The organism is Paraburkholderia sejongensis (genome assembly GCF_020880815.1).
In the GTDB taxonomy this organism is placed as follows: domain Bacteria; phylum Pseudomonadota; class Gammaproteobacteria; order Burkholderiales; family Burkholderiaceae; genus Paraburkholderia; species Paraburkholderia sejongensis.
Window position 1 is genome coordinate 24,876 of sequence record NZ_JAJITD010000025.1, and the last position, 21,640, is coordinate 46,515.

Annotated in this window: 25 protein-coding genes; 11 read left to right on the plus strand and 14 right to left on the minus strand. The window is 65.1% G+C overall.

Going from position 1 to position 21,640, the window contains the following annotated elements; genetic code table 11:
* Positions 1–86 precede the first annotated feature (86 nt).
* The 3 genes from LJ656_RS31890 (at position 87) to LJ656_RS31900 (ending at position 2,800) form a co-directional block, all read left to right on the plus strand.
* Complete coding sequence (locus LJ656_RS31890) at positions 87–581, plus strand: YaiI/YqxD family protein (protein WP_230513443.1); 495 nt, start codon at positions 87–89, stop codon at positions 579–581.
* A 206-nt stretch (positions 582–787) separates the two neighbouring features.
* A complete protein-coding gene (locus LJ656_RS31895; protein WP_230513444.1) occupies positions 788–2,089 on the plus strand; it encodes an NCS2 family permease in 1,302 nt (433 codons plus the stop codon).
* Between the two features lie 177 nt (positions 2,090–2,266).
* Complete coding sequence (locus tag LJ656_RS31900; protein ID WP_230513445.1) at positions 2,267–2,800, plus strand: cytochrome b; 534 nt, start codon at positions 2,267–2,269, stop codon at positions 2,798–2,800.
* Positions 2,801–2,851: 51 nt separating this feature from the next.
* Here the strand turns inward: LJ656_RS31900 and LJ656_RS31905 are convergent, their stop codons facing one another.
* Complete coding sequence (locus LJ656_RS31905) at positions 2,852–3,142, minus strand: DUF1488 family protein (protein WP_230513446.1); 291 nt, start codon at positions 3,140–3,142, stop codon at positions 2,852–2,854.
* Positions 3,143–3,424: 282 nt separating this feature from the next.
* On the opposite strand from LJ656_RS31905, the gene LJ656_RS31910 reads away from it, so the two are divergent.
* Positions 3,425–3,748 carry a 2Fe-2S iron-sulfur cluster-binding protein gene (locus tag LJ656_RS31910; RefSeq protein WP_230513447.1) on the plus strand — a complete coding sequence of 108 codons (324 nt, stop codon included), beginning with the start codon at positions 3,425–3,427 and terminating at the stop codon, positions 3,746–3,748.
* Positions 3,749–3,783: 35 nt separating this feature from the next.
* On the opposite strand, the gene LJ656_RS31915 is transcribed toward LJ656_RS31910, so the two are convergent.
* The 3 genes from LJ656_RS31915 to LJ656_RS31925 form a co-directional block, all read right to left on the minus strand.
* The gene (locus LJ656_RS31915) at positions 3,784–3,978 is read right to left on the minus strand and encodes a YqaE/Pmp3 family membrane protein (RefSeq protein ID WP_230513448.1); all 195 of its coding nucleotides are present in this window, start codon (positions 3,976–3,978) and stop codon (positions 3,784–3,786) included.
* A 64-nt stretch (positions 3,979–4,042) separates the two neighbouring features.
* Positions 4,043–4,255, minus strand: coding sequence for a DUF1653 domain-containing protein (locus tag LJ656_RS31920; RefSeq protein WP_230513449.1), 213 nt, complete (start codon positions 4,253–4,255; stop codon positions 4,043–4,045).
* Between the two features lie 53 nt (positions 4,256–4,308).
* The gene (locus LJ656_RS31925) at positions 4,309–4,953 is read right to left on the minus strand and encodes a helix-turn-helix transcriptional regulator (protein WP_075304475.1); all 645 of its coding nucleotides are present in this window, start codon (positions 4,951–4,953) and stop codon (positions 4,309–4,311) included.
* A 364-nt stretch (positions 4,954–5,317) separates the two neighbouring features.
* Here LJ656_RS31925 and LJ656_RS31930 point away from each other — a divergent pair, with 364 nt between their 5' ends.
* The 3 genes from LJ656_RS31930 to infA all read left to right on the plus strand — a co-directional run bounded on the left by LJ656_RS31930 (position 5,318) and on the right by infA (position 6,822).
* Positions 5,318–5,536: a hypothetical protein gene (locus LJ656_RS31930; protein ID WP_075304476.1), complete on the plus strand. Its 219-nt coding sequence runs from the start codon at positions 5,318–5,320 to the stop codon at positions 5,534–5,536.
* Positions 5,537–6,114: 578 nt separating this feature from the next.
* The gene (locus LJ656_RS31935; RefSeq protein WP_230513450.1) at positions 6,115–6,396 is read left to right on the plus strand and encodes a hypothetical protein; all 282 of its coding nucleotides are present in this window, start codon (positions 6,115–6,117) and stop codon (positions 6,394–6,396) included.
* A gap of 150 nt (positions 6,397–6,546) precedes the next feature.
* Positions 6,547–6,822, plus strand: a complete 276-nt coding sequence (infA, locus tag LJ656_RS31940) for a translation initiation factor IF-1 (RefSeq protein ID WP_230513451.1) — start codon at positions 6,547–6,549, stop codon at positions 6,820–6,822.
* Between the two features lie 187 nt (positions 6,823–7,009).
* Here the strand turns inward: infA and LJ656_RS31945 are convergent, their stop codons facing one another.
* Positions 7,010–7,768 (minus strand): GntR family transcriptional regulator, encoded by a 759-nt coding sequence (locus LJ656_RS31945; RefSeq protein WP_230513452.1) that lies wholly within the window; start codon positions 7,766–7,768, stop codon positions 7,010–7,012.
* A 186-nt stretch (positions 7,769–7,954) separates the two neighbouring features.
* Between LJ656_RS31945 and LJ656_RS31950 the strand changes: the two genes are divergently transcribed.
* The 3 genes from LJ656_RS31950 (at position 7,955) to LJ656_RS31960 (ending at position 11,282) form a co-directional block, all read left to right on the plus strand.
* A complete protein-coding gene (locus LJ656_RS31950) occupies positions 7,955–9,244 on the plus strand; it encodes an MFS transporter (protein ID WP_425606051.1) in 1,290 nt (429 codons plus the stop codon).
* A gap of 288 nt (positions 9,245–9,532) precedes the next feature.
* A complete protein-coding gene (locus LJ656_RS31955) occupies positions 9,533–10,108 on the plus strand; it encodes an ANTAR domain-containing response regulator (RefSeq protein ID WP_075304483.1) in 576 nt (191 codons plus the stop codon).
* Positions 10,109–10,115: 7 nt separating this feature from the next.
* On the plus strand, positions 10,116–11,282 hold the full coding sequence (locus tag LJ656_RS31960) for a CmpA/NrtA family ABC transporter substrate-binding protein (RefSeq protein WP_230513453.1): 1,167 nt from the start codon (positions 10,116–10,118) through the stop codon (positions 11,280–11,282).
* Between the two features lie 43 nt (positions 11,283–11,325).
* On the opposite strand, the gene rhaS is transcribed toward LJ656_RS31960, so the two are convergent.
* From rhaS to rhaM, 6 genes are all read right to left on the minus strand, one after another.
* On the minus strand, positions 11,326–12,336 hold the full coding sequence (gene rhaS, locus LJ656_RS31965) for a rhamnose ABC transporter substrate-binding protein (RefSeq protein WP_230513454.1): 1,011 nt from the start codon (positions 12,334–12,336) through the stop codon (positions 11,326–11,328).
* Between the two features lie 79 nt (positions 12,337–12,415).
* Positions 12,416–13,447 carry an ABC transporter permease gene (locus tag LJ656_RS31970; RefSeq protein WP_230513455.1) on the minus strand — a complete coding sequence of 344 codons (1,032 nt, stop codon included), beginning with the start codon at positions 13,445–13,447 and terminating at the stop codon, positions 12,416–12,418.
* Positions 13,440–14,495, minus strand: a complete 1,056-nt coding sequence (locus LJ656_RS31975; RefSeq protein WP_230513456.1) for an ABC transporter permease — start codon at positions 14,493–14,495, stop codon at positions 13,440–13,442. The genes LJ656_RS31970 and LJ656_RS31975 overlap by 8 nt, the downstream gene beginning before the upstream one ends.
* On the minus strand, positions 14,492–16,021 hold the full coding sequence (locus LJ656_RS31980; protein ID WP_230513457.1) for a sugar ABC transporter ATP-binding protein: 1,530 nt from the start codon (positions 16,019–16,021) through the stop codon (positions 14,492–14,494). The genes LJ656_RS31975 and LJ656_RS31980 overlap by 4 nt, the downstream gene beginning before the upstream one ends.
* Before the next feature lie 62 nt (positions 16,022–16,083).
* Positions 16,084–16,977 (minus strand): amidohydrolase family protein, encoded by an 894-nt coding sequence (locus LJ656_RS31985; RefSeq protein ID WP_230513458.1) that lies wholly within the window; start codon positions 16,975–16,977, stop codon positions 16,084–16,086.
* Between the two features lie 53 nt (positions 16,978–17,030).
* Complete coding sequence (gene rhaM, locus LJ656_RS31990; RefSeq protein WP_230513459.1) at positions 17,031–17,354, minus strand: L-rhamnose mutarotase; 324 nt, start codon at positions 17,352–17,354, stop codon at positions 17,031–17,033.
* Between the two features lie 152 nt (positions 17,355–17,506).
* On the opposite strand from rhaM, the gene LJ656_RS31995 reads away from it, so the two are divergent.
* Entirely contained in the window at positions 17,507–18,520 is a 1,014-nt protein-coding gene (locus LJ656_RS31995) for a LysR family transcriptional regulator (RefSeq protein ID WP_230513460.1), read from the plus strand.
* 19 nt (positions 18,521–18,539) lie between these two features.
* Here LJ656_RS31995 and lra1 read toward each other — a convergent pair whose 3' ends face one another.
* The 3 genes from lra1 to LJ656_RS32010 all read right to left on the minus strand — a co-directional run bounded on the left by lra1 (position 18,540) and on the right by LJ656_RS32010 (position 21,466).
* Positions 18,540–19,322, minus strand: a complete 783-nt coding sequence (gene lra1 / locus LJ656_RS32000) for an L-rhamnose 1-dehydrogenase Lra1 (protein ID WP_230513461.1) — start codon at positions 19,320–19,322, stop codon at positions 18,540–18,542.
* A gap of 82 nt (positions 19,323–19,404) precedes the next feature.
* The gene (gene rhmD / locus LJ656_RS32005) at positions 19,405–20,583 is read right to left on the minus strand and encodes an L-rhamnonate dehydratase (protein WP_230513462.1); all 1,179 of its coding nucleotides are present in this window, start codon (positions 20,581–20,583) and stop codon (positions 19,405–19,407) included.
* 130 nt (positions 20,584–20,713) lie between these two features.
* Complete coding sequence (locus tag LJ656_RS32010) at positions 20,714–21,466, minus strand: SDR family NAD(P)-dependent oxidoreductase (RefSeq protein ID WP_230513463.1); 753 nt, start codon at positions 21,464–21,466, stop codon at positions 20,714–20,716.
* Positions 21,467–21,640: the final 174 nt, after the last annotated feature.

Here is a 21,640-nt window from a genome sequence, read left to right on the forward strand (position 1 = left end):
TATCATCTCGACCCTTCGATACCTTCACCACCTTCCGCAGCCGCCCCGTCCGCCGGGCCCGGCCGCGCTCAGCCGGAATCCGCACCATGCCTATCTGGGTCGATGCCGACGCCTGCCCGGCCGTCGTCAAGGACATGCTTTATCGCGCGGCACGCCGCACCGGCATGCCGCTGACGCTGGTCGCCAACTCCTTTCTGCGGGTGCCGCCGTCGCCGCTGATCCGCGCGATCCAGGTGCCGCCCGGCTTCGATGCCGCCGATCAGCTGATCGTCGAACGCGTCGCGGCGGGCGACCTCGTGATCACCGGCGATATCCCGCTGGCCGCCCAGGTGCTGGCCAAACACGCGCATGCGCTCGATCCGCGCGGCAACTGGTTCACGCCCGGCACGATCGAGGAACGCCTGCGGATGCGCTCGATGCTCGACCAGCTGCGTTCGAGCGGCGTCGATACCGGCGGCCCGGCCGCCTACAGCCCGCGCGACGGTAAAAGTTTCGCGGGCGAACTGGATCGCTGGCTGGCCCGCAACCCGCCGCGCGGTGATGCGCCGGCGCCACACTCGCCGGGTCAATCGCCCGGCTGACGGGCGTTCGCGCGCGACGCGGCGCGCCGTAGGCGCCGGGCCGCCTTCATTCGTGTTTACAATTCCGCCGTAATGCCGGCGTGCGGCCGGCGCGCGGCCGGCTTCGCCCGGCGCCCGCCCGGCGTCACCGCGATCCGCATCCGTATCCGCCTCAACTACCCAACCACAACAACACTTTCCGAACGACGAGAGAGAACACCCGCCACATGGACTCGATAAAACGCTACTTCGGCTTCGACGCCGTCGGCACCAACCTGCGCACCGAAGTGCTCGCCGGGGTGACCACCTTCCTGACGATGGCCTACATCATCTTCGTCAATCCGGCGATTCTCGGCGACGCCGGCATGCCCAAGGGTTCGGTGTTCGTCGCGACCTGCCTCGTGGCCGCGCTCGCGTCGCTGATCATGGGGCTGTACGCGAACTACCCGATCGCGCTCGCGCCCGGCATGGGCCTGAACGCGTATTTCGCGTACACGGTCGTCAAGGGCATGGGCTACACGTGGGAAGCCGCGCTCGGCGCGGTGTTCATTTCCGGCTGCCTGTTCCTGATCGTCACGCTGTTCCGGGTGCGCGAGGTGATCGTCAAAGGCATTCCGCACTCGATCCGGATCGCGATCACCGGCGGTATCGGCCTCTTTCTGGCGATCATTTCGCTGAAGTCGGCCGGCATTGTGGTCGGCAATCCGGCCACGCTCGTCACGCTCGGCAATCTGCACGATCCGCACGTGGTGCTCGCCGCGATCGGCTTCTTCGCCATCGTCACGCTCGATCATCTGCGGGTGCGCGGCGCGATCCTGATCGGCATCGTCGGCGTGACGGTCCTGAGCTTTTTCTTCGGCGGCAACGAGTTTCACGGCATCGTGTCCGCGCCGCCGTCGATCGCGCCGACGCTGTTGCAGCTCGACATCCGCACCGCGCTGTCGACCGGCATCCTGAACGTCGTGCTGGTGTTCTTCCTCGTCGAACTGTTCGACGCGACCGGCACGCTGATGGGCGTCGCGAACCGCGCCGGGCTGCTGGTCGAAGGCAAGATGCACCGGCTGAACCGCGCGCTGCTCGCGGACAGCACCGCGATTCTGGCCGGCTCGATGCTCGGCACGTCGTCGACGACCGCGTATATCGAAAGCGCGTCCGGCGTGCAGGCGGGCGGGCGCACCGGTGTGACCGCGATCACCGTCGCGGTGCTGTTCGTCGCGGCGCTGTTCTTCGCGCCGCTCGCCGAAGTCGTGCCGCCGTACGCGACCGCGCCGGCGCTGCTCTACGTGTCGTGCCTGATGCTGCGCGAAATGCTCGACCTGCCGTGGGACGACGCGACCGAAGTCGTGCCGGCCGCGCTGACCGCGCTGCTGATGCCGTTCACCTACTCGATCGCGAACGGCGTCGCGTTCGGCTTCATCTCGTACGCGGGCCTGAAGCTGCTGACGGGCCAGGCGCGTCAGGTGAAGCTGGTGGTGTGGATCATCGCGGCGATTTTCCTGTTCCGTTACTTCTATCTCGGCAGCGAATGAGCGCGACACCGCGCCGGATGAAACAGGGCCGGCGAACCGGGGGGCAGCCAGGACGAGGCCGAAAACTGGCGCGCATCGAGGCATAAATCAAGGAAAGGCGTATCAGCGGTGTGCGCTCCGATGTGCACCGTCTATTATCAGACGATTCGAACAACGATCGAACTGAAGGAGCCTCCGATGTCCTCATACAGCCCCACGGCGGACCGCTACACGAAGCCCGCGATCTTCTTTCACTGGATCATCTTTCTGCTGATCGCGCTCGCCTACCTGGCGATCGAAATCCGCGGCCCGCGCGGCTCAGACAGCCGCGCGTTCTGGACCGGGATTCATTTCTGGGCGGGCACGCTGGTGCTGGGATTGTCGATATTGCGGGTGTTGTGGCGGCTGTGGGCCGGCGCGCCGCAAGAGGTCGAGAACAACCGGCTGCTCGCCTTTCTCGCGCGCGGCGCGCATCTGGTGCTCTATATCTTCATCATCGTTCAGCCGCTGCTCGGCATCTTGCTGGTCAACGCGGGCGGGCGGCCGGTAGCACTCCCATGGAGCGATATCAGCATCACGCTGATCGGCGCGGATTCGATCGCGCGGCCATTGCTGAAGGACGCGCACGAGCTGCTCGGCAACGTGTTCTATTGGGTCATCGGCCTGCACGCGCTCGCGGCGATCGGGCACCACGTGGTGCTCAAGGATCGCACGCTGCGGCGAATGATTTAAGCGCGCCCCGGCCCGTTATCCCTTCGGCCACCGGTGCGGTGGCCCCGGTTCTCAGTTGCGCCAGTTCGCCTCGTAAAAGCGCACGTAGCCGCTTCGCAGTACGAGGCATTGCGCGCGCGTCTCCGACAACAGCCGGCGCGTGGCCGCCTCGATGCGCGGCCGATGCGCGTCGAACGCGACGATCATGTCTTCCTGCCGCGGCGACTCCGCGCCGAAGTGGTCTTCGAGCGCTTCCGCGGTGATCATGCACTCCACCCTCTGTCCATCGACCAGCGCCGGAAACGCCAGGGTAAGTTCGCGCCCTGAATATTCAGGCGCTTCGTTCGGGAAATGGATCTGCATGGGAATCACCTGGAAGAGTGCCGCGCATGGCGAATGGGTAATGCGCGCGCCGGTTTCGTCGTGCCGCGTCCACCGCTCGTTTCCTCCTTGTCCCATGCTGTCGACGCGGGCCGTCACCTCGCGGCGGTATCGACGGTTCGCGACACGCGGAGGTGAATTGATTCACTTTAGACGAGTTCGGGCAACGCGCAAGTTCTAGTTTTTGTCGGATTGGAGGGGGTGGCCGGCATTCGCGCCAAACGATCCCGTGTAAAGTGTCGCCGACCCAGCCCCCTTAACGCGATGTCCAATTCCACCCGCCCGCCCCTGGTTCGCGTCGAGCCGCTCGGCCTGAGCTTCGAAGCGCCCGATTCGCTAACGATTCTCGAAGCCGCCGGTTTTGCGAATCTGCGTTTGCCGCGCTCATGCCGCAACGGCACTTGCAGAACCTGTCTGTGCAAGATGAAGGCTGGACGTGTGCGTTACACGATCGAATGGCCGGGCGTGAGCCGTGAGGAAAAGGCGGAGGGTTTGATCCTGCCGTGTGTCGCAGTCGCCGAGTCCGATCTCATTTTGCAGGTGCCGGAGGCGTCGTTGATCAGGCAGGACGGAAGCGATTCGAACTAAGTCTTTAACGCGGCGCCGCAGCGCCGCAGCCTCGCTTAACGCTGAGCGCCCATCGCGCGGGCAATTTTCTTGTCAGTGTTGTATTGGCTCAGTGCATACACCGACCAGATCGCGGCCGGCACCCAGCCAATCAGCGTGATTTGCAGAATCAGGCAGATGATGCCCGCAAACGGACGGCCGATGGTGAAGAACTGCAGCCACGGCAGAAGGATGGCAAGCAAGAGGCGCATGGTGATTTCCTGTTCGTGTGGTTGACGCGGCGCGGTTCGATCCGCGCGGGATGGGGGTGCTTCGTTAGTTGGGTGCGTCGGCCGCGGAATCAAGCGGCGCGAAGCGCTGCACCCGCGCGCCGTCCACCTCGACCAGCTCGAAAAACACGGTCGACGGCCGAGTCCAGATCGTCCCGTTAGCCGCCTTGTAGACGATCATCGTGACGCCCGGATCGGATTCGAGGATAGCCTCGCAAACCAGTTCGTAAATACCGCCTTTGTAGTGCCGGAAACGCACAGTGAATGACCTCGTATCGGGTGAATCGGAGCGATCGCGCGCATGCTACACGCTCAACCGCCCTCTTTCATCTGCTTCAGAATCTTGTAGACCGTCGCGCGGCCCATCGTCAGCACCGCGGCCACGTAGTTCGCCGAACTGCGGCCGCGAAACGCGCCCTGCGCATGCAGCGCTTCGACGATTTCGCGCTTGTGCTCGCGGGTCAGCGCATTGATGCCGATCTGCCGCTCGCGCAGCCACGTGTGCAGATAGGTGTTGATGCGGTCCTGCCAGTCGTCGCGGAACAGGTCCTCGCCGGGCGCGTCGCTCATCGCGCCGCCCTTGATGAATAGATCGAGCGTCGAGCGCACGTCCTCGAACACCGCGATGTTGAAATTCACGCACATCATGCCGGCGGGCTTGCCGTCGTCGTCGAACAGGATATTGCTCACGCAGCGCATGCGGCGGCCGTCCCAGTTCAGCTTTTCGTACGGACCGATGGTCTGGCCGCGCGCCGCGAACAGCACGTCGTCGAGCACCGACGGCGCACCGACCTCGAGCCGCGACAGATTGTTCGCCAGATACGCGATGGTCTGATCACGCAGGTCGTGAATCACCACTTCGGCGCACGGATAGAGCAGCGCGGCGATGCCGTCGGCGATCGGCGCGTAACGCTTGAGCAGCAGGTCTTTGACAGGAGACACGTTCGGATTGCGCATCGGAAATCGCTGGGTTCGGAGGAGACGGCGGTGCGGCGCGGTTGCGGTTGCGTCGCCACGCCGCTGCCGCGACGCAAGCGATGCAACATTACACAGCGCGCGCTCGGCCCGCAGCCGGCAACTCGCCATTGTAGCGGCCTCGCCCGGGCGTCGCGACCGCGCCGAGCAGGCGGCGACGGCAAGCTCGCAGAGTCACCGCCGCTGCCGCTGCCGCGGCCTGGCAGGGCCCGTAGCAACGCCGGCGCAATATCGCCGCAACTTCGCCACCTGCCCACGCGAGACCACGCACCAATTTTTGTCCGCCTCGCGGAGCGATTTTTTTCGTGGGATAAATACCGTTTATCCAACCGAACGGAGCCAACCGATGGCCACACTCGAAGCGCTTCGCGCCGTGCTCGACGACACCCGCACGCCGGAGATTATCCGCAATCACGTGATCGATTCCCTGCAATACGCGCTGCGCAACTACGGCCAGGTGTTCACCGCGAAAGAAGTCGAATGGCTGGCCAGTTGGGACGACGCGCGGATCCCGCTAGCCGCCGCGCGCGAGCAACAGAAACGGGTCGCCGACACGGTACGCTGACGCGGTTGCCGGCGTCGTCTGCCGCGCCGCGCCGCTCGGCGGCCCCGGCCCGCTGCGTGCAAAGCCCCGCCAGGCGGGCGTTCCAGCGCTGCACGGTAGTTGCCACTATCCAATCCGGCCCGTTTCAGGCAAAATATTGCAATAGTTGCAGTAAGCACCCATATAGCACTGGCAGCACCAGGCAGTCTCAAGCCGGCATCTCCGCACTACCCCCGACTGTTCGACCGCCGCTTTCCGCGGTCCCGTCATTCCGGCAATGCGCCGCATGCATTCGCCGTCGCGAGTAGCACACCGAGCGGTTCAGCTTCTTCCGTCCGATGCGCGCGAGTTCCGCGCCGCTTCCGCATTTTCGGTCGAACCCGCGCTTGCGCGCGACCGGTGAGTCATCGTCATTGCCATTGCTTGCGACATCGAGTCAGCCGGGCCCGGCAGGCCTGTGCCAACCATTTTCATTGCGGCGCGCCCCCAAGGTGCTGCGCCGCCGGTCCCCGTCGTCGCGCTGTTGCGACCGGCCCGCGCAGAGCGCGCGGGCAACGCGGGCAGCCACACGCGGACCACGCATACAGGACACGTTTTCGATGAATCCAGCAGTAAAGACCTACAAGGGCTACGAAATTCACCCGCTCGTCTATCCGCGCCGCCCGGCGAGCGCGGAAGCGGGCCGCAATCCGGGCGCCGGTTACGACGCGTCGGTGCGGATCTGCCGCGTCGGCGCGAATCCGGCTGCCGACGGCCGGGTGTTTCGTCTCCAGTATCTGTTTCCGTTCGACGGCATGGGCAAGGCGCGCATCGCGTGCATGGCGCATGCGCAGAAGTTGATCGACGGCCAGGTGAGCGGCCAGTCGGTCACCGATCTTTGAACGGCGTCATCGGCTCATCACAGATATCGTGCAGCGTGCATTCGAGCCCGTTGGGCGCCGCTGTCCGATTACCGCAATTGAATTGAAGTCGTGTTTGTCCGGTGCGCCGGCGGCCGACCTCCCCTTTATCCCATCGACCAGGAGTTATGCATGGCGAAAGAAGAACTGATTGAACTTGACGGCATCGTCGACGAAGTGCTTCCGGATAGCCGCTACCGCGTGACGCTCGACAACGGCGTCGTGGTCGGCGCCTATGCGTCCGGACGTATGCGCAAGAACCATATCCGTATTCTCGCGGGCGACCGCGTGACGCTCGAAATGTCGGTCTACGACCTGACCAAAGGGCGGATCAATTTCCGTCACAAGGACGAACGCCCGGGCGGCGGCGGTCCGCGCCCGGCCTCGCAGGGGCAGCGGCGCCGCTAATCCGGCGCGGCGGTTCGGGTTTGGCAACGCGGTGGGCATCGCGTTGCCAGGTAGTGCGATGCATTGCGGCCTCATGCACGCGGGTCAAGCCTCGTGGCGGGGGCGGCACAGCGGGTGATCCGGTTCGCCCATCCTCCGATCCTCCGATAGGCATCGCGCCACGTATTGCCCGCACTGTCGCCACAACCTACCCGCCAAACACCGCCCCGATATCCCCGCCTTGCGCGCTTTTCCTCACCTGCTTCACCACCCGTTCCTCCAGTTCCGCAAGGTGCTTGCGCATCGCGGCCAATGCGCTCGGCAAGTCTGCCGCATCGAGTGCATCGATGATTCGCGCGTGCTCGTCAGCCGAGCAGCTCGAACCCTTCGACGGATCGAATAGCGCCTTGTACAACTCGGTCTTCGCGACCAGTTGACCGACCAGCCCGAGCAATTCGGTGCCGCCCGCCAGTTCGGTCAGCAACACGTGAAACTGGCCGGCAAGACGCACGGATTCATCGATCGCGCCCGCCCGCAACGCCTTTTCCTCGCCGCGCACATGCGCGCGCAGCCGGCGTTTATGCGCGGCGCTCAACGCGCCGCACAGCGATGCGACGATGCCCGCCTCGACGATCTGTCGAGCGCGATACACCTGACGAATGTCCTCCTCCGACGGCGACGGCACGAACGCGCCGCGATTCACCTCCAGCACCAGCTTGCCCTCGTAGCCCAGGCGCGCGAGCACTTTGCGGAGCGCGCCGCGCGTGCAGCCGAACGCGGCCGCCAGATCGCGCTCGACCAGTTGCGCGCCCGGCCGCAAACGGCCTTGCAGCAACGCCGCGGTAATCGACGCGTAAATGCGCTCTTCGACGCTTTGCGCGGCGGGGTCGCCGGCTGTGGCTGGGGCTGCGGCTGGAGCGGCTTCGGCCGAAGAGGATGGCGAGGGACGCCGGGAACGCATAGCCATGAATTCAGTGAGCGGAAGGTTAGGAACGTAAAACGGAACGGCGCCGCAGCATTCTAGCGACGGCCCGCTGCGGACGCCAATTCGCTCGGCTACCGCCGCGCTTATACCGGACATTCGGAAATTGGTTAACCATTTAAAGCTATTATGGTTGACCAAAAAACCGCCCGCCACTTTCGAGGTCGCTCCGTGAATTCGCCTTCCAGCGTCAACCCGCCCCACTCCCGCACGAGCCGTGAGCCCGCCGCGCTGACGCTGCATCAGTTCGTGTGGCTGGCGGTGATCGTCGTGATCGGCATCAATTTGCGGCCGTTGCTGACCTCGATCAGTCCGCTGATGGCAACCATTCGAGCCGACACCGGCCTGAGCTTCTTTGGCGCGTCGCTGCTGACGAGTCTGCCGGTGATCGCGATGGGGATCGGCGCGTTCGGCGCGGCGGCGCTCACGCGCGGCGTCGGCGAAACGCGCGGGGTCGCGCTCGGTCTGCAGGCGATCGCGCTCGCCTGCGCGGCGCGCTGGTTCGCGTCGAGCGGCCTCACGCTGCTCGCGACCGCGTTGCTCGCGGGCGCCGGCGTCGCCGCGATCCAGGCGCTGCTGCCGGCCGTCATCAAGCAACGCTTTCCGGCGCATGTGCCCCTCGCGATGGGCGTGTTCTCGGCGTCGATCATGGGCGGCGGCGGGCTCGGCGCGCGCCTGAGCCCGTGGGTCAGTCAGTCCGTGCAGTCGTGGCATGCGGGACTCGCGGTGTGGGGGCTGCCGGCTTGTGTCGCGCTCGCGTGTTGGTGCGGGTTGACGCGGCGGGGTGGTGCTGGTACCGGCGGTGCTGGCAGCAACGCTGGCCGCGCCGGAGCCGGTACGGCGCGGCCGGCGGCGGCCTCCGCGGCTGCGGCCGCCCGCTCGTTCTCACCGTGGCGCACGCCGCGCGCGTGGACGCTCGGCCTGTACTTCGGCATCGTCAACGGCGGCTATACGAGTCTCGTCGCGTGGCTGCCGGCGTTCTATCAGCAGCGCGGCGTCAGCGTTGCCGGGAGCGGCTCGCTGCTCGCGGCGATGACGGTGTTCCAGGCCGCGTCGGCGTTGCTGTTGCCGCTTGCGGCCGCGTCGTTTCGCGACCGGCGGCCGTGGTTGCTGCTCGGGCTGTGCGCGCAACTGGCCGGCGTGCTCGGCCTGATCGTGATGCCCGATGCCGCGCCGCTGCTATGGGTCGGCGTCGCCGGCGCGGGACTCGGCGGCGTGTTCTCGCTGACGCTCGTGACCGCGATGGATCACTCGGCCGATCACCGGATCACCGCGCAGCTGGTCGCGTTCACGCAGGGTGTCGGCTTTATCGTCGCGGCGTTGGCGCCGCTCGTGGCCGGCGTCGTGCGCGGCTGGAGCGGCGGCTTCGGGGCCGCATGGATCATGCTCGCCGGCTGCATCGCCGCGATGATGGCGGTCACGGTGCTGTTTTCGCCGCATAGTTATTCGCGCTGGCTGTGAGAGCTTCGAGAGCTTCGGCAGCGGCGCACACGATGCGCCGCTTCGGTGCATCGCGCGTCCGCGCCGGCCGATGCCCCGCGCCGGTGCAGGAGCGCGGACTCGCCGACAACAGATCGCCCGCCGATGGGTCGCGCAGCCATCACCCACGTTCAGCGCTAAATCCCCGCTAAATCCCGCCTGATTCGCCGACCACCACCACCTCTCCCTCTCGCGCCGCCCCCAGCGACCCCACGCACCACATGGCACACCCATTGCTTTAAAGCATAGGTCGTCTCCCCCACCTCCCCCATGCTGCGTGTTCTTCTCGTCACCGACACCGACAAACCAATCGGCGATCTGCGCGATGCGCTCGCCCGGCTAGGCTGCGAAATGCTCGCCGGCACCGCGACGCCGCACGCGCTGCACCGCGCGGTGCAGGACGAGCGGCCCGACGTGATCATCATCGACACCGAGTCGCCGTCGCGCGACACGCTCGAACAGCTCGCCGTGATGCACGCGAGCGCGCCGCGTCCGGTGCTGATGTTCAGCCACGACGCCAACCAGCAGCTGATCCGCGACGCGGTCAACGCCGGCGTCACCGCGTATTCGGTCGAAGGCCTCGCGAGCGAGCGGCTCGCGCCGATCCTCGAAGTCGCGCTCGCGCGATTTGCACAGGAATCCCAACTACGCGAGCGCCTCGCGCAAGCGGAGAACGAACTTGCCGAGCGCAAGCTGATCGACCGCGCGAAACGCCTGCTGATGGATCAGCAAAAACTCACCGAACCCGCCGCCTATGCCAGCCTGCGCAAACGCGCGATGAACCAGGGCGTCAAACTCGCCGAGGTCGCGCGCGCGGTCGTCGCGTCGGCCGGCTCGCTCAAATGATGCGCTCATGAATCCAGCCACTACCACCACCGCGCCCGCTTCTGAGCCTTGTTCCGCGCCGCCGCCCGAAAACACCCATCTGCGGCTCGGCTACGTCGCGCTCGCCGACGCCGCGCCGCTCGTCGCCGCGAAGCTGCTCGAATTCGGCCACGCGCACGGGCTCACGCTCGAACTGTGCAAGCAGCCGTCGTGGGCCGCCGTGCGCGACAAACTGTTGTCCGGCGACCTGGACGCCGCGCACACGCTATACGGCCTCGCCTACGGCGTGCAGCTCGGCCTCGGCGGCCCGCGCGCCGAGATGGCGGTGCTGATGGTGCTGAACCGCAACGGCCAGGCGATCACCCTGTCGAACCGTCTCGCCGACGCGTTCGCGAAACACGGCACGCTGCGCGCCGCGCTCGCGACGCTCGGCCGCAAGCCGGTGTTCGCGCATACGTTTCCGACCGGCACGCACGCGATGTGGCTGAACTACTGGCTCGCGGCGCAGGGCGTCGATCCGTTGCGCGAGATCGACAGCGTCGCGATTCCGCCGCCGCAGATGGTCGCTGCGCTCGCCGAAGACCGGCTCGACGGACTGTGCGTCGGCGAGCCGTGGAATGCGATGGCCGACGCGCACGGCGTCGGCAGGACCGTCGCTTATACGAGTGAGGTGTGGCCGGACCATCCCGAGAAAGTACTGGCCTGCCGGCGCGATTTCGTCGACGCCTACCCGCGCACGAGCCGCGCGCTCGTGCAGACGGTGCTCGAAGCATGCCGCTGGCTCGACGGCGCCGGCCATCGCGAAGAGATTGCGCGCTGGCTCGCGCAGCCGGAGTACATCGGCATCGACGCGGCGCTGATCGCCGCGCGGCTCGACAATCGCACCGACGCCGCGCAGCCGCGCCGTCTGCCGATGCGCTTTTTCGACGACGGCGCGGTCAACTATCCGCATCCGTTCGAAGGCGCGTGGTTTCTGACGCAGTTCGAGCGCTGGGGGATGATCGACGCGCGCGGCGATTACGATGCGATAGCCGCGCGCATCAACCAGACGCAGTTGTATCGCGAGGCCGCCGCGCGCGTGAACGTGGCGGTGCCGCGCGACGCGGGCATGACCCGTGAGTTGATCGACGGCAAGAGCTGGGGCAGTACCTCGCCGTCCGTCGCTTATGCGCAGCGTTTTCCGATCAGGCGCTAAGTGCTGAAACACCGACACTGCCCGCCCTGAGAAGAACCGCAGCCTAGAAGTTGTACTTATCGATATTGCTCGCATCGAAGGTGGTAGGCGGTCCGAGAATAATTTCGCCTTGCGCGCCGACGGTCCGCTTGCCGAGCTTGCCGGCGTCGAACGTTTCGCCTTCCTTACCGCTGATCTTGCCCGACGCGAGGGAGGCTGCCGCATACGCGGCCAGATAGCCGAGCTCGGCCGGATCCCACAACTGGAATGCGGTCACGGTGCCGTTCTTTACGAACGCGCGCATCTGGTTCGGTGTGCCGAGACCGGTCACCGCGACTTTGCCCTTGCTCGACGACGTCGAGATATAACGCGCCGCCGCCGCGATCCCGACCGTGGTCGGCGCGACGATCGCCTTCAGATTCGGATACGCCTGCAACAGCCCCTGAGTTTCCACGAACGACTTCTGATCGTCGTCGTTACCGTAAGCAATCTTGACGAGTTTGATCTTCGAGTACTCGGGCTTTTTCAGCTCGTCCTGCATCCACTTGATCCACGTGTTCTGATTGGTCGCGTTCGGCGTCGCCGATAGAATCGCGAACTCGCCCTCGCCGCCCATCAGCTTCGCGACCAGTTGCACCTGGCCCCGGCCGATCCCTTCCGCGTTCGCCTGATTGACGAACAACTGGCGGCCTTCGGGCGCGGTATCCGAATCGAAGGTCACGACCTTGATCCCCTGGCCCATTGCTTTCTTCAGATACGGCACGACCGCGTTCGCATCGTTCGCGGCGATCACGATCGCGTCCTGATGCTGGGTGATCAGCGTGTTGATATACGACACCTGCGACGACGCGCCGGCATCCGACGGTCCCACCGCCTTGCCCATGCCGCCGAATTCCTTGATCGCGGCCAGCCCGCCATCGTCGGCGATCACCTCATACGGATTGTTGATCTGCTTGGGCAGGAACGCGATCTTCAGCCCACTTTTCAGGTCCGCGGCAAGCGCGCCGCCGCAGCTGATCGCGAGCAACGCGGCGCATAGCGCGGCCGTGCCGGTATGACGTAGAGGTTTGAACATGACGTGTCTCCTGCGTTGTTGTTGGACAGAAAGTGGTCCGGGTTATCGGTCGTGCAGAGCTGTGGATTACATGGGATCACTAAGAAACAGACGAAGCCGAGGCCGCGGCCGACTTCGCGATGAAACGCCGGTCGCGCGCAGCGCGCCAGCGCGCGACCAGGTTCGGGATCAGCACCGACGCGAGCAGCAGCACGCCGGTGACCACCGTCAGCGTTTCGCTCGACATGTCGTCGAGCGTCAACGCGTTTTTCAGCACGCCGATGATCAGCAGCGACAGCAGCACGCCGACCATCGAGCCGCGCCCGCCGAAAATGCTGACGCCGCCGAACAGCACCGCGGCGATCACCGACAGCTCGAAGCCCTCGCCGTTGTCGCCCCGCGCGCTGGTGAACCGCAGCGTGTACACAATGCCGGCAAGCGCGCTGACGAAGCCCGACAGCACGAACAGCCGCAAGCGGATCTTCGCGACCTCGATGCCGGAGAAGGCGGCGGCGGTCGGATTCGCGCCGATCGCGTAGAGGCTGCGGCCGAACGCGGTCGCCTGCAGCAGTACGGTAAACAGCACCGCTGCGACGATCACGATTACGAACGGCAGCGGAACAAAGCTCGCGCCGAGCGTATCCATCCCGAACGCGGTGTAGCGGGCCGGAAAATCCGCGATCGCCTGATCGCCGAGCAGCACGTAAGCGAGGCCGCGAAACAGCGCGAGCGTACCGATCGTCACCGCGAGCGACGGCAGATTCAGCTTGACGATCACGAGCCCGTTCAGCAAACCGGCCAACGCGCCGGCGACCAGCACCAGCACGATCACGAGCGGCATCGGCAGACCCATATGCCACAGCACGCCCATCAACGCGCTGGACGCGCCGAGCACCGACGCAACGGAAAGATCGATTTCGGCGGCGACGATGATCAGCGTCATCGGCAATGCGATCAACGCTATTTCAGTCAGATCGGCGAGCACGTTGCTCAGATTCGCGCCGGTCAGAAACACCGGCGACAACCAGCGCCCGAGCCCGAGTGACACGACCAGCACGATCACCAGCAACGCCTCCCATTGCAGCGGCGTTTCGCGTTTGCGCGTGAGCAGCGCGGAATCGGGTTTAGCCATGAGCGCGTTTCCTCATCATGCGTTTGGCGACTGAGCGGGCCAGCAAGGTATCGGCGGCGATCGCGGCGACGATCAGCGTGCCCTGGATCGCCTGCTCCCAGAACGGCGACACGTGCAACACGACCAGCGCGATGCTGATCACGCCGAGCACCAGCGCGCCGAGCGTCGCGCCGAGAATCGTGCCGACGCCGCCGGTGATCGCGACACTGCCGACCACGGCGGCCGCGACGACCTGCAATTCGATGCCCTTCGCGGTGCTCGCATCGACAGTGCCGAAACGCGCGAGCCACAGCGCGCCGGCGAAACCGGCAATCGCGCCGGACAGCAGGAAGCCCGACATCACGCGCCGCTCGACATTCACGCCGGCGAGCCGCGCGGCCTCCGGATTCGAGCCGATCGCGTAATGCTCGCGGCCGGCGCGGAACTGCTTCAGATAGATCGCAAGCCCGAGCAGCACGACGACCGCGATCAGCGCAAGGTTCGGAATCCCGAGCAACGTGCCGGTCGCGAGCCGCGAATACGCGTCGGGCAAGCTCGTCGCGTTGATCTGGCCGCCGTGCACCCACGCATAATCGGCACCGCGAAAGATGTACAGCGTCGACAGCGTCGCGACCAGCGAAGGCACGCGCCCGACCGCGACCAGCAGCGCATTGATGCCGCCCGCGACGAGTCCGATCGCGAGCCCCGCCGCCAGCGCGACCAGCACCGGCATATGTGGAAACGCGACATACAGACTGCCCACCGCGTACGCGCTGATGCCGACCGTCGAGCCGACCGACAGATCGATATGCCGCATCAAAATCACCACGGTCATCCCGGCGGTCAGCAGGCCGATAATCGACACGTTCAGCAGCACGTCGCGCAGATTTTGCAGGTTCAGAAACTGCGGCTTCGCGAGCCCGGTGCCGGCCACCAGCAAGATCAGGACGACGAATAACGTGGTTTCGCGGCTCTTCGCGAGACTCGCGACGAGGCCGCCGGGCGCGAGCCCGGAGCGCTTCGGCAGCGACTGCCGGACCGGCGCGGAATGGATCGAATGGCGCATCATGCCGCACGTCCCAACGGTGAAAGTCCCTGACCGAGCGCGGCGCCCATGATGCGCTCCTCGTTCGCGTCGGCGCGCGCGATCTCCGCGCTGATGCGGCCTTCGTGCATCACCAGCACGCGATCGGCCATACCGAGTACTTCGGGCAGCTCGCTCGAAATCATCAGCACCGCCATCCCGTCGCGCACCAGTTCGGCGAGCGCGCCGTACACCTCGGCCTTCGCGCCGACGTCGATGCCGCGTGTCGGTTCGTCGATGATCAGCACTTTCGGGCCGGTCGCAAGCCACTTGCCGAGCACGACCTTCTGCTGATTGCCGCCGGACAGCGTGCCGACCGGCGCATTCGGGTCACCGGCCTTCAGGCGCAGCCGCGCGCCCCATTGATTCGCGAGCCGGGTTTCGCTGCGCGTCGAGATCAGCCCATGCCGCACGAGCCGGCCGAGCACCGTCATCGAGGCATTGCGCGCGATGCTCAGTTCCAGTGCGAGCCCTTGCTGGCGGCGATCCTCCGGCACCAGCGCGAGCCCCGCGCGCACCGCCGCCGCGGGCTTGCCGGTCGCCAGACGCTTGCCGGACAGCCACACTTCGCCCGCATCGAGCGGATCGATCCCGAAGATCGCCCGTGCGACTTCACTGCGGCCCGCGCCGACCAGACCCGCGAGCGCGACGATCTCGCCCGCGCGCACCTCGAATGAAATGTCCTTGAACACGCCGACGCGCGTCAGCCCGCGCACCGACAGACGCACTTCGCCTGGCGTGCAAGCGGCCTTCGGATAGAACGTCTCCAGATCGCGGCCGACCATCTTCGCGACGATCGCCTCGGTGGTCAGATCGGCGGTCGGTGCGTCGAACACTTTCGCGCCGTCGCGCATGATCGTCACGCGCTGCGTCAGCGCGAACACTTCGTCAAGCCGGTGCGTGATGAACAGGATCGCGACGTCGCGCTCGCGCAATTTCCGCACGATCGCGAACAGCCGCTCGACTTCGGGCAACGACAACGCCGCGGTCGGCTCGTCCATGATCAGCACGCTCGCATTCAGCGACAACGCCTTGGCGATTTCGATCACCTGCTGATCCGCGATCGACAGACCGCGCACCAGTTGATCCGCCCGCAACTCGACGCCGAGCGATGCGAGCAGAGCGTCCACTTCACGATGCATCGCGTCGTATTGAATCCGCCCAAAGCGGTCGACCGGCTGGCGGCCCATGAAGATGTTCTCGGCGATCGACAGATCGAAGAACAGCGTCGGTTCCTGATAGATCACCGCGAGCCCCGCGTCGCGTGCTTCGGCCGGCGTTGCGAAGCGGCGCGGCTCGCCGTTCAACAGCAATTCGCCGGCATCGGGCTGATGCACGCCGGCGAGGATTTTCACGAGCGTCGATTTGCCCGCGCCGTTCTCGCCGAGCAGCGCATGCACCTCGCCGGGCCACAGCACGAGGTCGCCGTCCGATAACGCACGCACCCGGCCGAAAGATTTGCTCGCATGCCGCAATTCGAGTCGCGGCACCGCGGATGGGGATTGCTGCACTGCGTGTCTCCTGTACTTCTGCTGCGGTTATCTGTGCAGTGTTCTATTGCTTCGCAGGCGCTTCAAATGCGGTAAAAGCGTTCAGCGTTGCCGCGAAACAGCGCGGCTCTGTCGGCCTCGCTCGCATCGGCGACGATCGCCGCATACGCGCGCCACACATCCGTGTACGAGCCGAACAGCCGGTCGACCGGAAAATTCGACGCGAACATCGCGCGCTCGACGCCGAACGCATCGATCGTCTCAAGCACGTAGGGCCGCAGGCTTTCAACCGTCCAGCGATGATCGAACATCGCCAGGCCGCTGATCTTCACCGCGACGTTTGAACAAGCCGCGAGCATGCGCAAGCCGTCGCGCCACGCGCGATACCCGGCGACGCTATTGCGATCGACGAACATTCCCGCGTGATTGACGATAAACAGCGTATCCGCGTGCTCGCGCGCAAGCGCGGCCGCCTCTTCCATTTGCGACGGATACAACTGCAGATCGAACGACAGATCATGACGGCGCAACAACGCGAAATGCTCGCGCCATTGCCGCTCGCGCATGAAATGACGGCCGACGTAATCGTAGAGTTTGTTCTGATGCACATTGAGGATCTGCCGGATTCCGCGCGTATTCGCGAACGACGCATGCGCTTCCAGTAACGCGGGTGCATTCGCGGCGGACAGATTCACCGCCGCGACGAGCGCGTTCGGCATCCCCCGCGATTCGGGCGCGTCGGCAAGCGACTGCAACCAGCGGGTTTCTTCGACCGGATCGGCGGGATCGTGATTGGCCTCGACGTGCACGAGTTTCAGTACCTCGATCTCGCCGGCTTCGCCGAGCAGATCGTCGAGCAGATAGTTATGCTTGAGCTCGCGCGCATCGCCGACGAACGACACGCCCGGATTTTCCAGCCACGGATAGCGATGCGTGCTCAGATCCCACAGATGAATATGCGAGTCGACAACCTGCATTCGGCACCTTCGTCGGGTGAAAAGCGGTTATGGGGGAACTCGTCAATCGTTCGTTAGCCCAGCGGACTCAAATGAAAGACCGCTTCGAGCGGCTGCGATAGCGGCGTATGATCCGGCGCGGTCTGCATGATGTCGGCCATGTAATCCCACCATTTGCGCATTACGTCGAGTTGCGGCAACTGGTCCATCGCGTGATCGCTATTGCGCGTGAGTACCGCGAACAGGTGATGGGTGTTCGGGTCGAAAAAGATCCGATAGTCGCGCACGCCGGCGTTGTGCAGCGCGTCAACCAGTTCGGGCCAGGTTTGCGCGTGACGCCGTTCGTATTCCGCGCGCATGCCGGGGTTGAGCACCATCCGGAAAGCGATTGTTTCCATTGCGGCCTGTCTCCAAACCCATGCAAGCGGGTTGCTGCGGTTAAGCGGCGCTGTGTCTGGCGAGCGTCTGGAACGACTATAATTCCTGCGTCGATAGCATCTCAATCCGTTGTTGGGATTGGGCGATCCACAAACCGAATCGCACGGGCATCATGAGCCAATATTCAGCCGCCGTTGCCCTCGTCAACCGGCTCAAGTTCAAGCACCTCGCACTGCTCGTCGCACTCGACGACACCCGCAATCTTCATCAGGCCGCCGAAACCGTCAACGTCGCGCAACCGAGCGCGAGCCGCATGCTCGGCGACATCGAAGAAGCGTTCGGCTTCCTGCTGTTCGAACGCAACGCGCGCGGCATGACGCCGACTCCACTCGGCGTCGTCACACTTGCCTACGCGCGCCGTGCACTCACCGAACTGACGCGCTTCGCCGAAGATCTCGAAGTCAAACGGCGTGGCGGACATGGACAGTTGACCGTCGGCGCGATCATGGGCGCCGCGCCCGATCTGCTGGCGATGGCGGTCGCCGCGCTGAAGACCGAAAGCCCGCTGCTCAACGTGCGCATTCTCGGCGAAACGAGCGACCAGGTCGTGCAGTTGTTGCATCGCCGCGAGGTAGATCTTGCGTTGGGCCGCCTGACCAATCCGCTTCAGCACAACGACTTCGGCTTCGAGCCGCTCGCGCGCGAAACGCTGTTGCTGGTCGTGCGCGCGGTGCATCCGCTCGCGCGGCGCACTCGTATTACGTTGCGCGAACTGGTCGACTGGCCGTGGGTCGCGCAGCCGGTCACGAGTCCGGCGCGCGTGCTGTTCGAGGAAGAACTTGCGCGCGCGGGGCTCGCGACGCCGGTCAATCTGACCGAATGCGCGTCGATCTTCGCGACGCTGCAACTGCTCGAAAACTACGACGCGGTTGCGATGCTGCCCGAATCGGTCGTACGCGATCACCTGCGCGGCGCACTGCTGGTCGCGCTGCCGCTCGAAATCGGCAAGAGCCTCGCGGGCTTCGGCATCCTGACGCGCAAAGAAGAAGCGCTCGCCGAACCGGCGCTGCGTTTCATCGAACTGCTGCGCGGTTTCTCGTCCAGGCTCGCGCGCGACAACCTGCTCGACGCGGTAGATACACCGATCGCGCCGCATACGCTGAGCACGCCCAGTGCGGTCGATTAACGGACGCATCGCGCGCCGCTCATTGCAGATTCACGAACAGCCCGCCGTCGACCAATAACGCGGCGCCGGTCACATAGCGCGCGCGGTCCGATGCGAGAAACACCACGCAATCGGCAACGTCGTCCGGACGGCCGAGCCGGCCGAGCGGAATGCGCTTCTCGAAGTAGGCTTTCTTTTCTTCGTCGGCGAGATCGTCGGCATTCAAATCTGTCGCGATCGTGCCGGGCATCACCGAATTGCATCGGATACCGAACGGTCCCAGCGCAATCGCGCACGACTGCATCAGCGAATGCACGCCGGCCTTGGTCGGCGTGTAATGCGTCTGCATCCCGCCGCCGACCAATGCGCTGATCGAACTGGTCGCGACAATCGCGCCGCCGCTGCCCTGCTTCTTCATCTGCTGCGCGGCCGCCTGGGTCACGAAGAATGCGCCGTTCAGATTCACCGCGACCGTCGCTTCGAGCACGTCGGCCGGCATGTCGAGAAACGCGTGGAATGGACAGATGCCGGCATTGCTCGCGAGCACGTCGACGCGGCCGAACGCATCGACCGTGCGCCGCACCAGTTCCTGACCGGTATCGCGGGCGGCGACATTACCCTCGACCGCGATCGCGCGCCGGCCAAGCGCTTCGATTTCGCCGATTACTTCCTCGACGGCCGAGCTGCGCCCATACGATGCGTCGTTATCGCCCCAGTAGTTGATCGCCACGTCCGCGCCCTCGCGCGCGCAGGCCACCGCAATCGCGCGGCCGATGCCGCGTGAACCGCCGGTGACGATCACGACCTTGTCCTTGAGCAGCACGTCACTCTCCTTTGCGTCGAAGTCTGTTTTACTGCCGCGTCGCCGCGCTCATGCTCCGATGAGCTCGATGCGTCTCGAACATTCAATGCTGATACGGCCGCGCAAGCGCGCATTCCGGATTGAGCCGCACGCCGAAGCCCGGCGTGTCCGGCACTTTCATCCGGCCGTTGACGGGCACCGGTTCGTCGAGCAACAACGGGTTGAACATCGGCACGACCTGATCGGCTTGCGGCGCCATCATCAGGAATTCGGAGAATGGCGAGTTGTGGCGCGTGACGACGAAATGGTAGCTGTACACCGACGACCCATGCGGCACCACCATTACATTGTGCGCATCGGCGAGCGCGGAAATCTTGATCAGCTCGGTGATGCCGCCGCACCAACCGACGTCGGGCTGAATCAGATCGCAGCACTGCATTTCGAGCAGCAACCTGAAGCCCCAGCGCGTCGCCTCATGCTCGCCGGTGGACACCATCATGCCGCGCGGCACGTTGCGGCGCAGTTCGGCGTAACCCCAGTAATCGTCGGGCGGCAAACACTCTTCCAGCCATTTGAGTCCGTATTCACGCGCGCGTTGCGCGAGCCGCGTCGCATAGCGCACGTCGAGACTCATCCAGCAGTCGTACATCAGCCAGAAGTCGTCACCGACGCGGCTGCGCATTTCGGCGAGCTTGTCGAGGTTCTGCCGCAGTCCCGTTTCACCCTCGGCGGGACCATGCTGCAACGGCAGCTTGCCGCCGATAAAACCCATCTTCTTCGCCAGATCGGGGCGCGCGCCCGTTGCATAGAACTCCAGCTCGTCGCGCACCGGTCCGCCCAATAATTGGTACACCGGTTCTTTGCGCACTTTCGCGAGCAGATCCCATAGCGCGAGATCGACGCCGGAAATGGTATTGAGCACGACGCCCTTGCGGCCGTAATACAGCGTCGCGAAGTACATCTGATCCCACATCTTCTCGATGTCGGTAACGAGCTGCCCTTCGAGAAAACGCGCGAGATGCTTTTCGACGATGAACGCGCCGATCTCGCCGCCGGTGGTTACCGCGAAGCCGACCGTGCCGTCGCTCGCTTCGATCTCGACGACCAGCGTGCCGAGTACATTGATGCCGAACGACTGGCGGCTCTGGCGATACTCGGGATAACGCGCCATCGGCGTCGCAATGTGATCGTCGATCCAGTGGCCGCCGGCCTGGTCGTGATAGTCCGCACCGCCGCCGCGAACGATGAAGGCACGCACGTGCCGGATGGTAGGCATGGCCATGAAAGGACTCCGGTGAGGAATGCGTAAGGCAGCGTGCGACGCTGCGTGCGACGCTGCGTGCGAGTTTGCGTGCGAATCTGCGTGCGAATCTGCGTGAATAGCGCGCGCAGGACGCGAATGCAGCGCGCGCTCAGTAAGTCGCGCGGCCGCCGGACAGGTCGAATACCGCGCCGGTGCTGAACGCGCAGTCTTCGGAGGACAGCCACAGGATCAGCGACGCCGCTTCTTCCGGCAGCAGGAAACGGTTCATTGGAATCTTCGCGAGCATGTAGTCGATATGCTGTTGCGACATCGAATCGAAGATTTCGGTTTTGGCCGCGGCCGGTGTGACCGCATTGACAAGAATATTTTTGGTCGCCAGTTCCTTGCCGAGCGATTTGGTCAGTCCGATCAAACCCGCTTTCGACGCACTGTAGTGCGAAGCATTCGGATTGCCCTCCTTGCCGGCCACCGAAGCGATATTCACGATGCGTCCATAACCCTGCTTCAGCATCTGCGGGACTACCGCGCGACAGGTCAGATACGGGCCGATCAGATTCACGTCGATCACGCGGCGCCAGATTTCGGGTTCGAGTTCCCACGTGGTGCCGTTGCCGCCGGTGATGCCCGCGCAGTTGATCAGCACGTCGATCGCGCCGTGTTCGCCGACCGTTTGCGCGGTGGCGTGCGCAACCGCGGCCTCGTCGGTCAACTCGACAGTGACCGCGCTGACCTTGCCGAGTTCGGCCAGCTCGCGCCGACTGCGCGCGAGGCGTTCGCTATCGACGTCCCACAGCGCAACCGACGCGCCCGAGCGCAACGCCCGCTGCGCAACCGCATAGCCGATGCCGCGCGCGCCGCCGGTGATGACGACCGCGCGCCCCTCCAGATCGATCCGATTCATTGCCGTGCTCCTGTGGGCGGCCGTGCGGCGCGCCGTCGTCTGTTTATATCGCTGCTGCCGTATTCGACGTCTGGGTCAAATATACGGGGGCCGCGATACAGCAACAATTCGACTATTGGAGCGGGCGATATCAAAAGTGAATCGGCAGGCCGGCGCGCTTGATACGCCGCTTGC

Coding starts and splice junctions, on each gene's coding strand:
- LJ656_RS32010 (WP_230513463.1), bottom strand. CDS start 21,466: ATGAATCGGATCGATCTGGAGGGGCGCGCGGTCGTCATCACCGGCGGC.
- LJ656_RS31995 (WP_230513460.1), top strand. CDS start 17,507: ATGAGCCAATATTCAGCCGCCGTTGCCCTCGTCAACCGGCTCAAGTTC.
- LJ656_RS31910 (WP_230513447.1), top strand. CDS start 3,425: ATGTCCAATTCCACCCGCCCGCCCCTGGTTCGCGTCGAGCCGCTCGGC.
- LJ656_RS31925 (WP_075304475.1), bottom strand. CDS start 4,953: ATGCGCAATCCGAACGTGTCTCCTGTCAAAGACCTGCTGCTCAAGCGT.
- LJ656_RS31890 (WP_230513443.1), top strand. CDS start 87: ATGCCTATCTGGGTCGATGCCGACGCCTGCCCGGCCGTCGTCAAGGAC.
- LJ656_RS31955 (WP_075304483.1), top strand. CDS start 9,533: ATGCTGCGTGTTCTTCTCGTCACCGACACCGACAAACCAATCGGCGAT.
- rhmD (WP_230513462.1), bottom strand. CDS start 20,583: ATGGCCATGCCTACCATCCGGCACGTGCGTGCCTTCATCGTTCGCGGC.
- LJ656_RS31985 (WP_230513458.1), bottom strand. CDS start 16,977: ATGCAGGTTGTCGACTCGCATATTCATCTGTGGGATCTGAGCACGCAT.
- LJ656_RS31930 (WP_075304476.1), top strand. CDS start 5,318: ATGGCCACACTCGAAGCGCTTCGCGCCGTGCTCGACGACACCCGCACG.
- LJ656_RS31945 (WP_230513452.1), bottom strand. CDS start 7,768: ATGGCTATGCGTTCCCGGCGTCCCTCGCCATCCTCTTCGGCCGAAGCC.
- LJ656_RS31905 (WP_230513446.1), bottom strand. CDS start 3,142: ATGCAGATCCATTTCCCGAACGAAGCGCCTGAATATTCAGGGCGCGAA.
- LJ656_RS31960 (WP_230513453.1), top strand. CDS start 10,116: ATGAATCCAGCCACTACCACCACCGCGCCCGCTTCTGAGCCTTGTTCC.
- rhaM (WP_230513459.1), bottom strand. CDS start 17,354: ATGGAAACAATCGCTTTCCGGATGGTGCTCAACCCCGGCATGCGCGCG.
- infA (WP_230513451.1), top strand. CDS start 6,547: ATGGCGAAAGAAGAACTGATTGAACTTGACGGCATCGTCGACGAAGTG.
- LJ656_RS31970 (WP_230513455.1), bottom strand. CDS start 13,447: ATGGCTAAACCCGATTCCGCGCTGCTCACGCGCAAACGCGAAACGCCG.
- LJ656_RS31900 (WP_230513445.1), top strand. CDS start 2,267: ATGTCCTCATACAGCCCCACGGCGGACCGCTACACGAAGCCCGCGATC.
- rhaS (WP_230513454.1), bottom strand. CDS start 12,336: ATGTTCAAACCTCTACGTCATACCGGCACGGCCGCGCTATGCGCCGCG.
- LJ656_RS31935 (WP_230513450.1), top strand. CDS start 6,115: ATGAATCCAGCAGTAAAGACCTACAAGGGCTACGAAATTCACCCGCTC.
- LJ656_RS31895 (WP_230513444.1), top strand. CDS start 788: ATGGACTCGATAAAACGCTACTTCGGCTTCGACGCCGTCGGCACCAAC.
- LJ656_RS31975 (WP_230513456.1), bottom strand. CDS start 14,495: ATGATGCGCCATTCGATCCATTCCGCGCCGGTCCGGCAGTCGCTGCCG.
- LJ656_RS31915 (WP_230513448.1), bottom strand. CDS start 3,978: ATGCGCCTCTTGCTTGCCATCCTTCTGCCGTGGCTGCAGTTCTTCACC.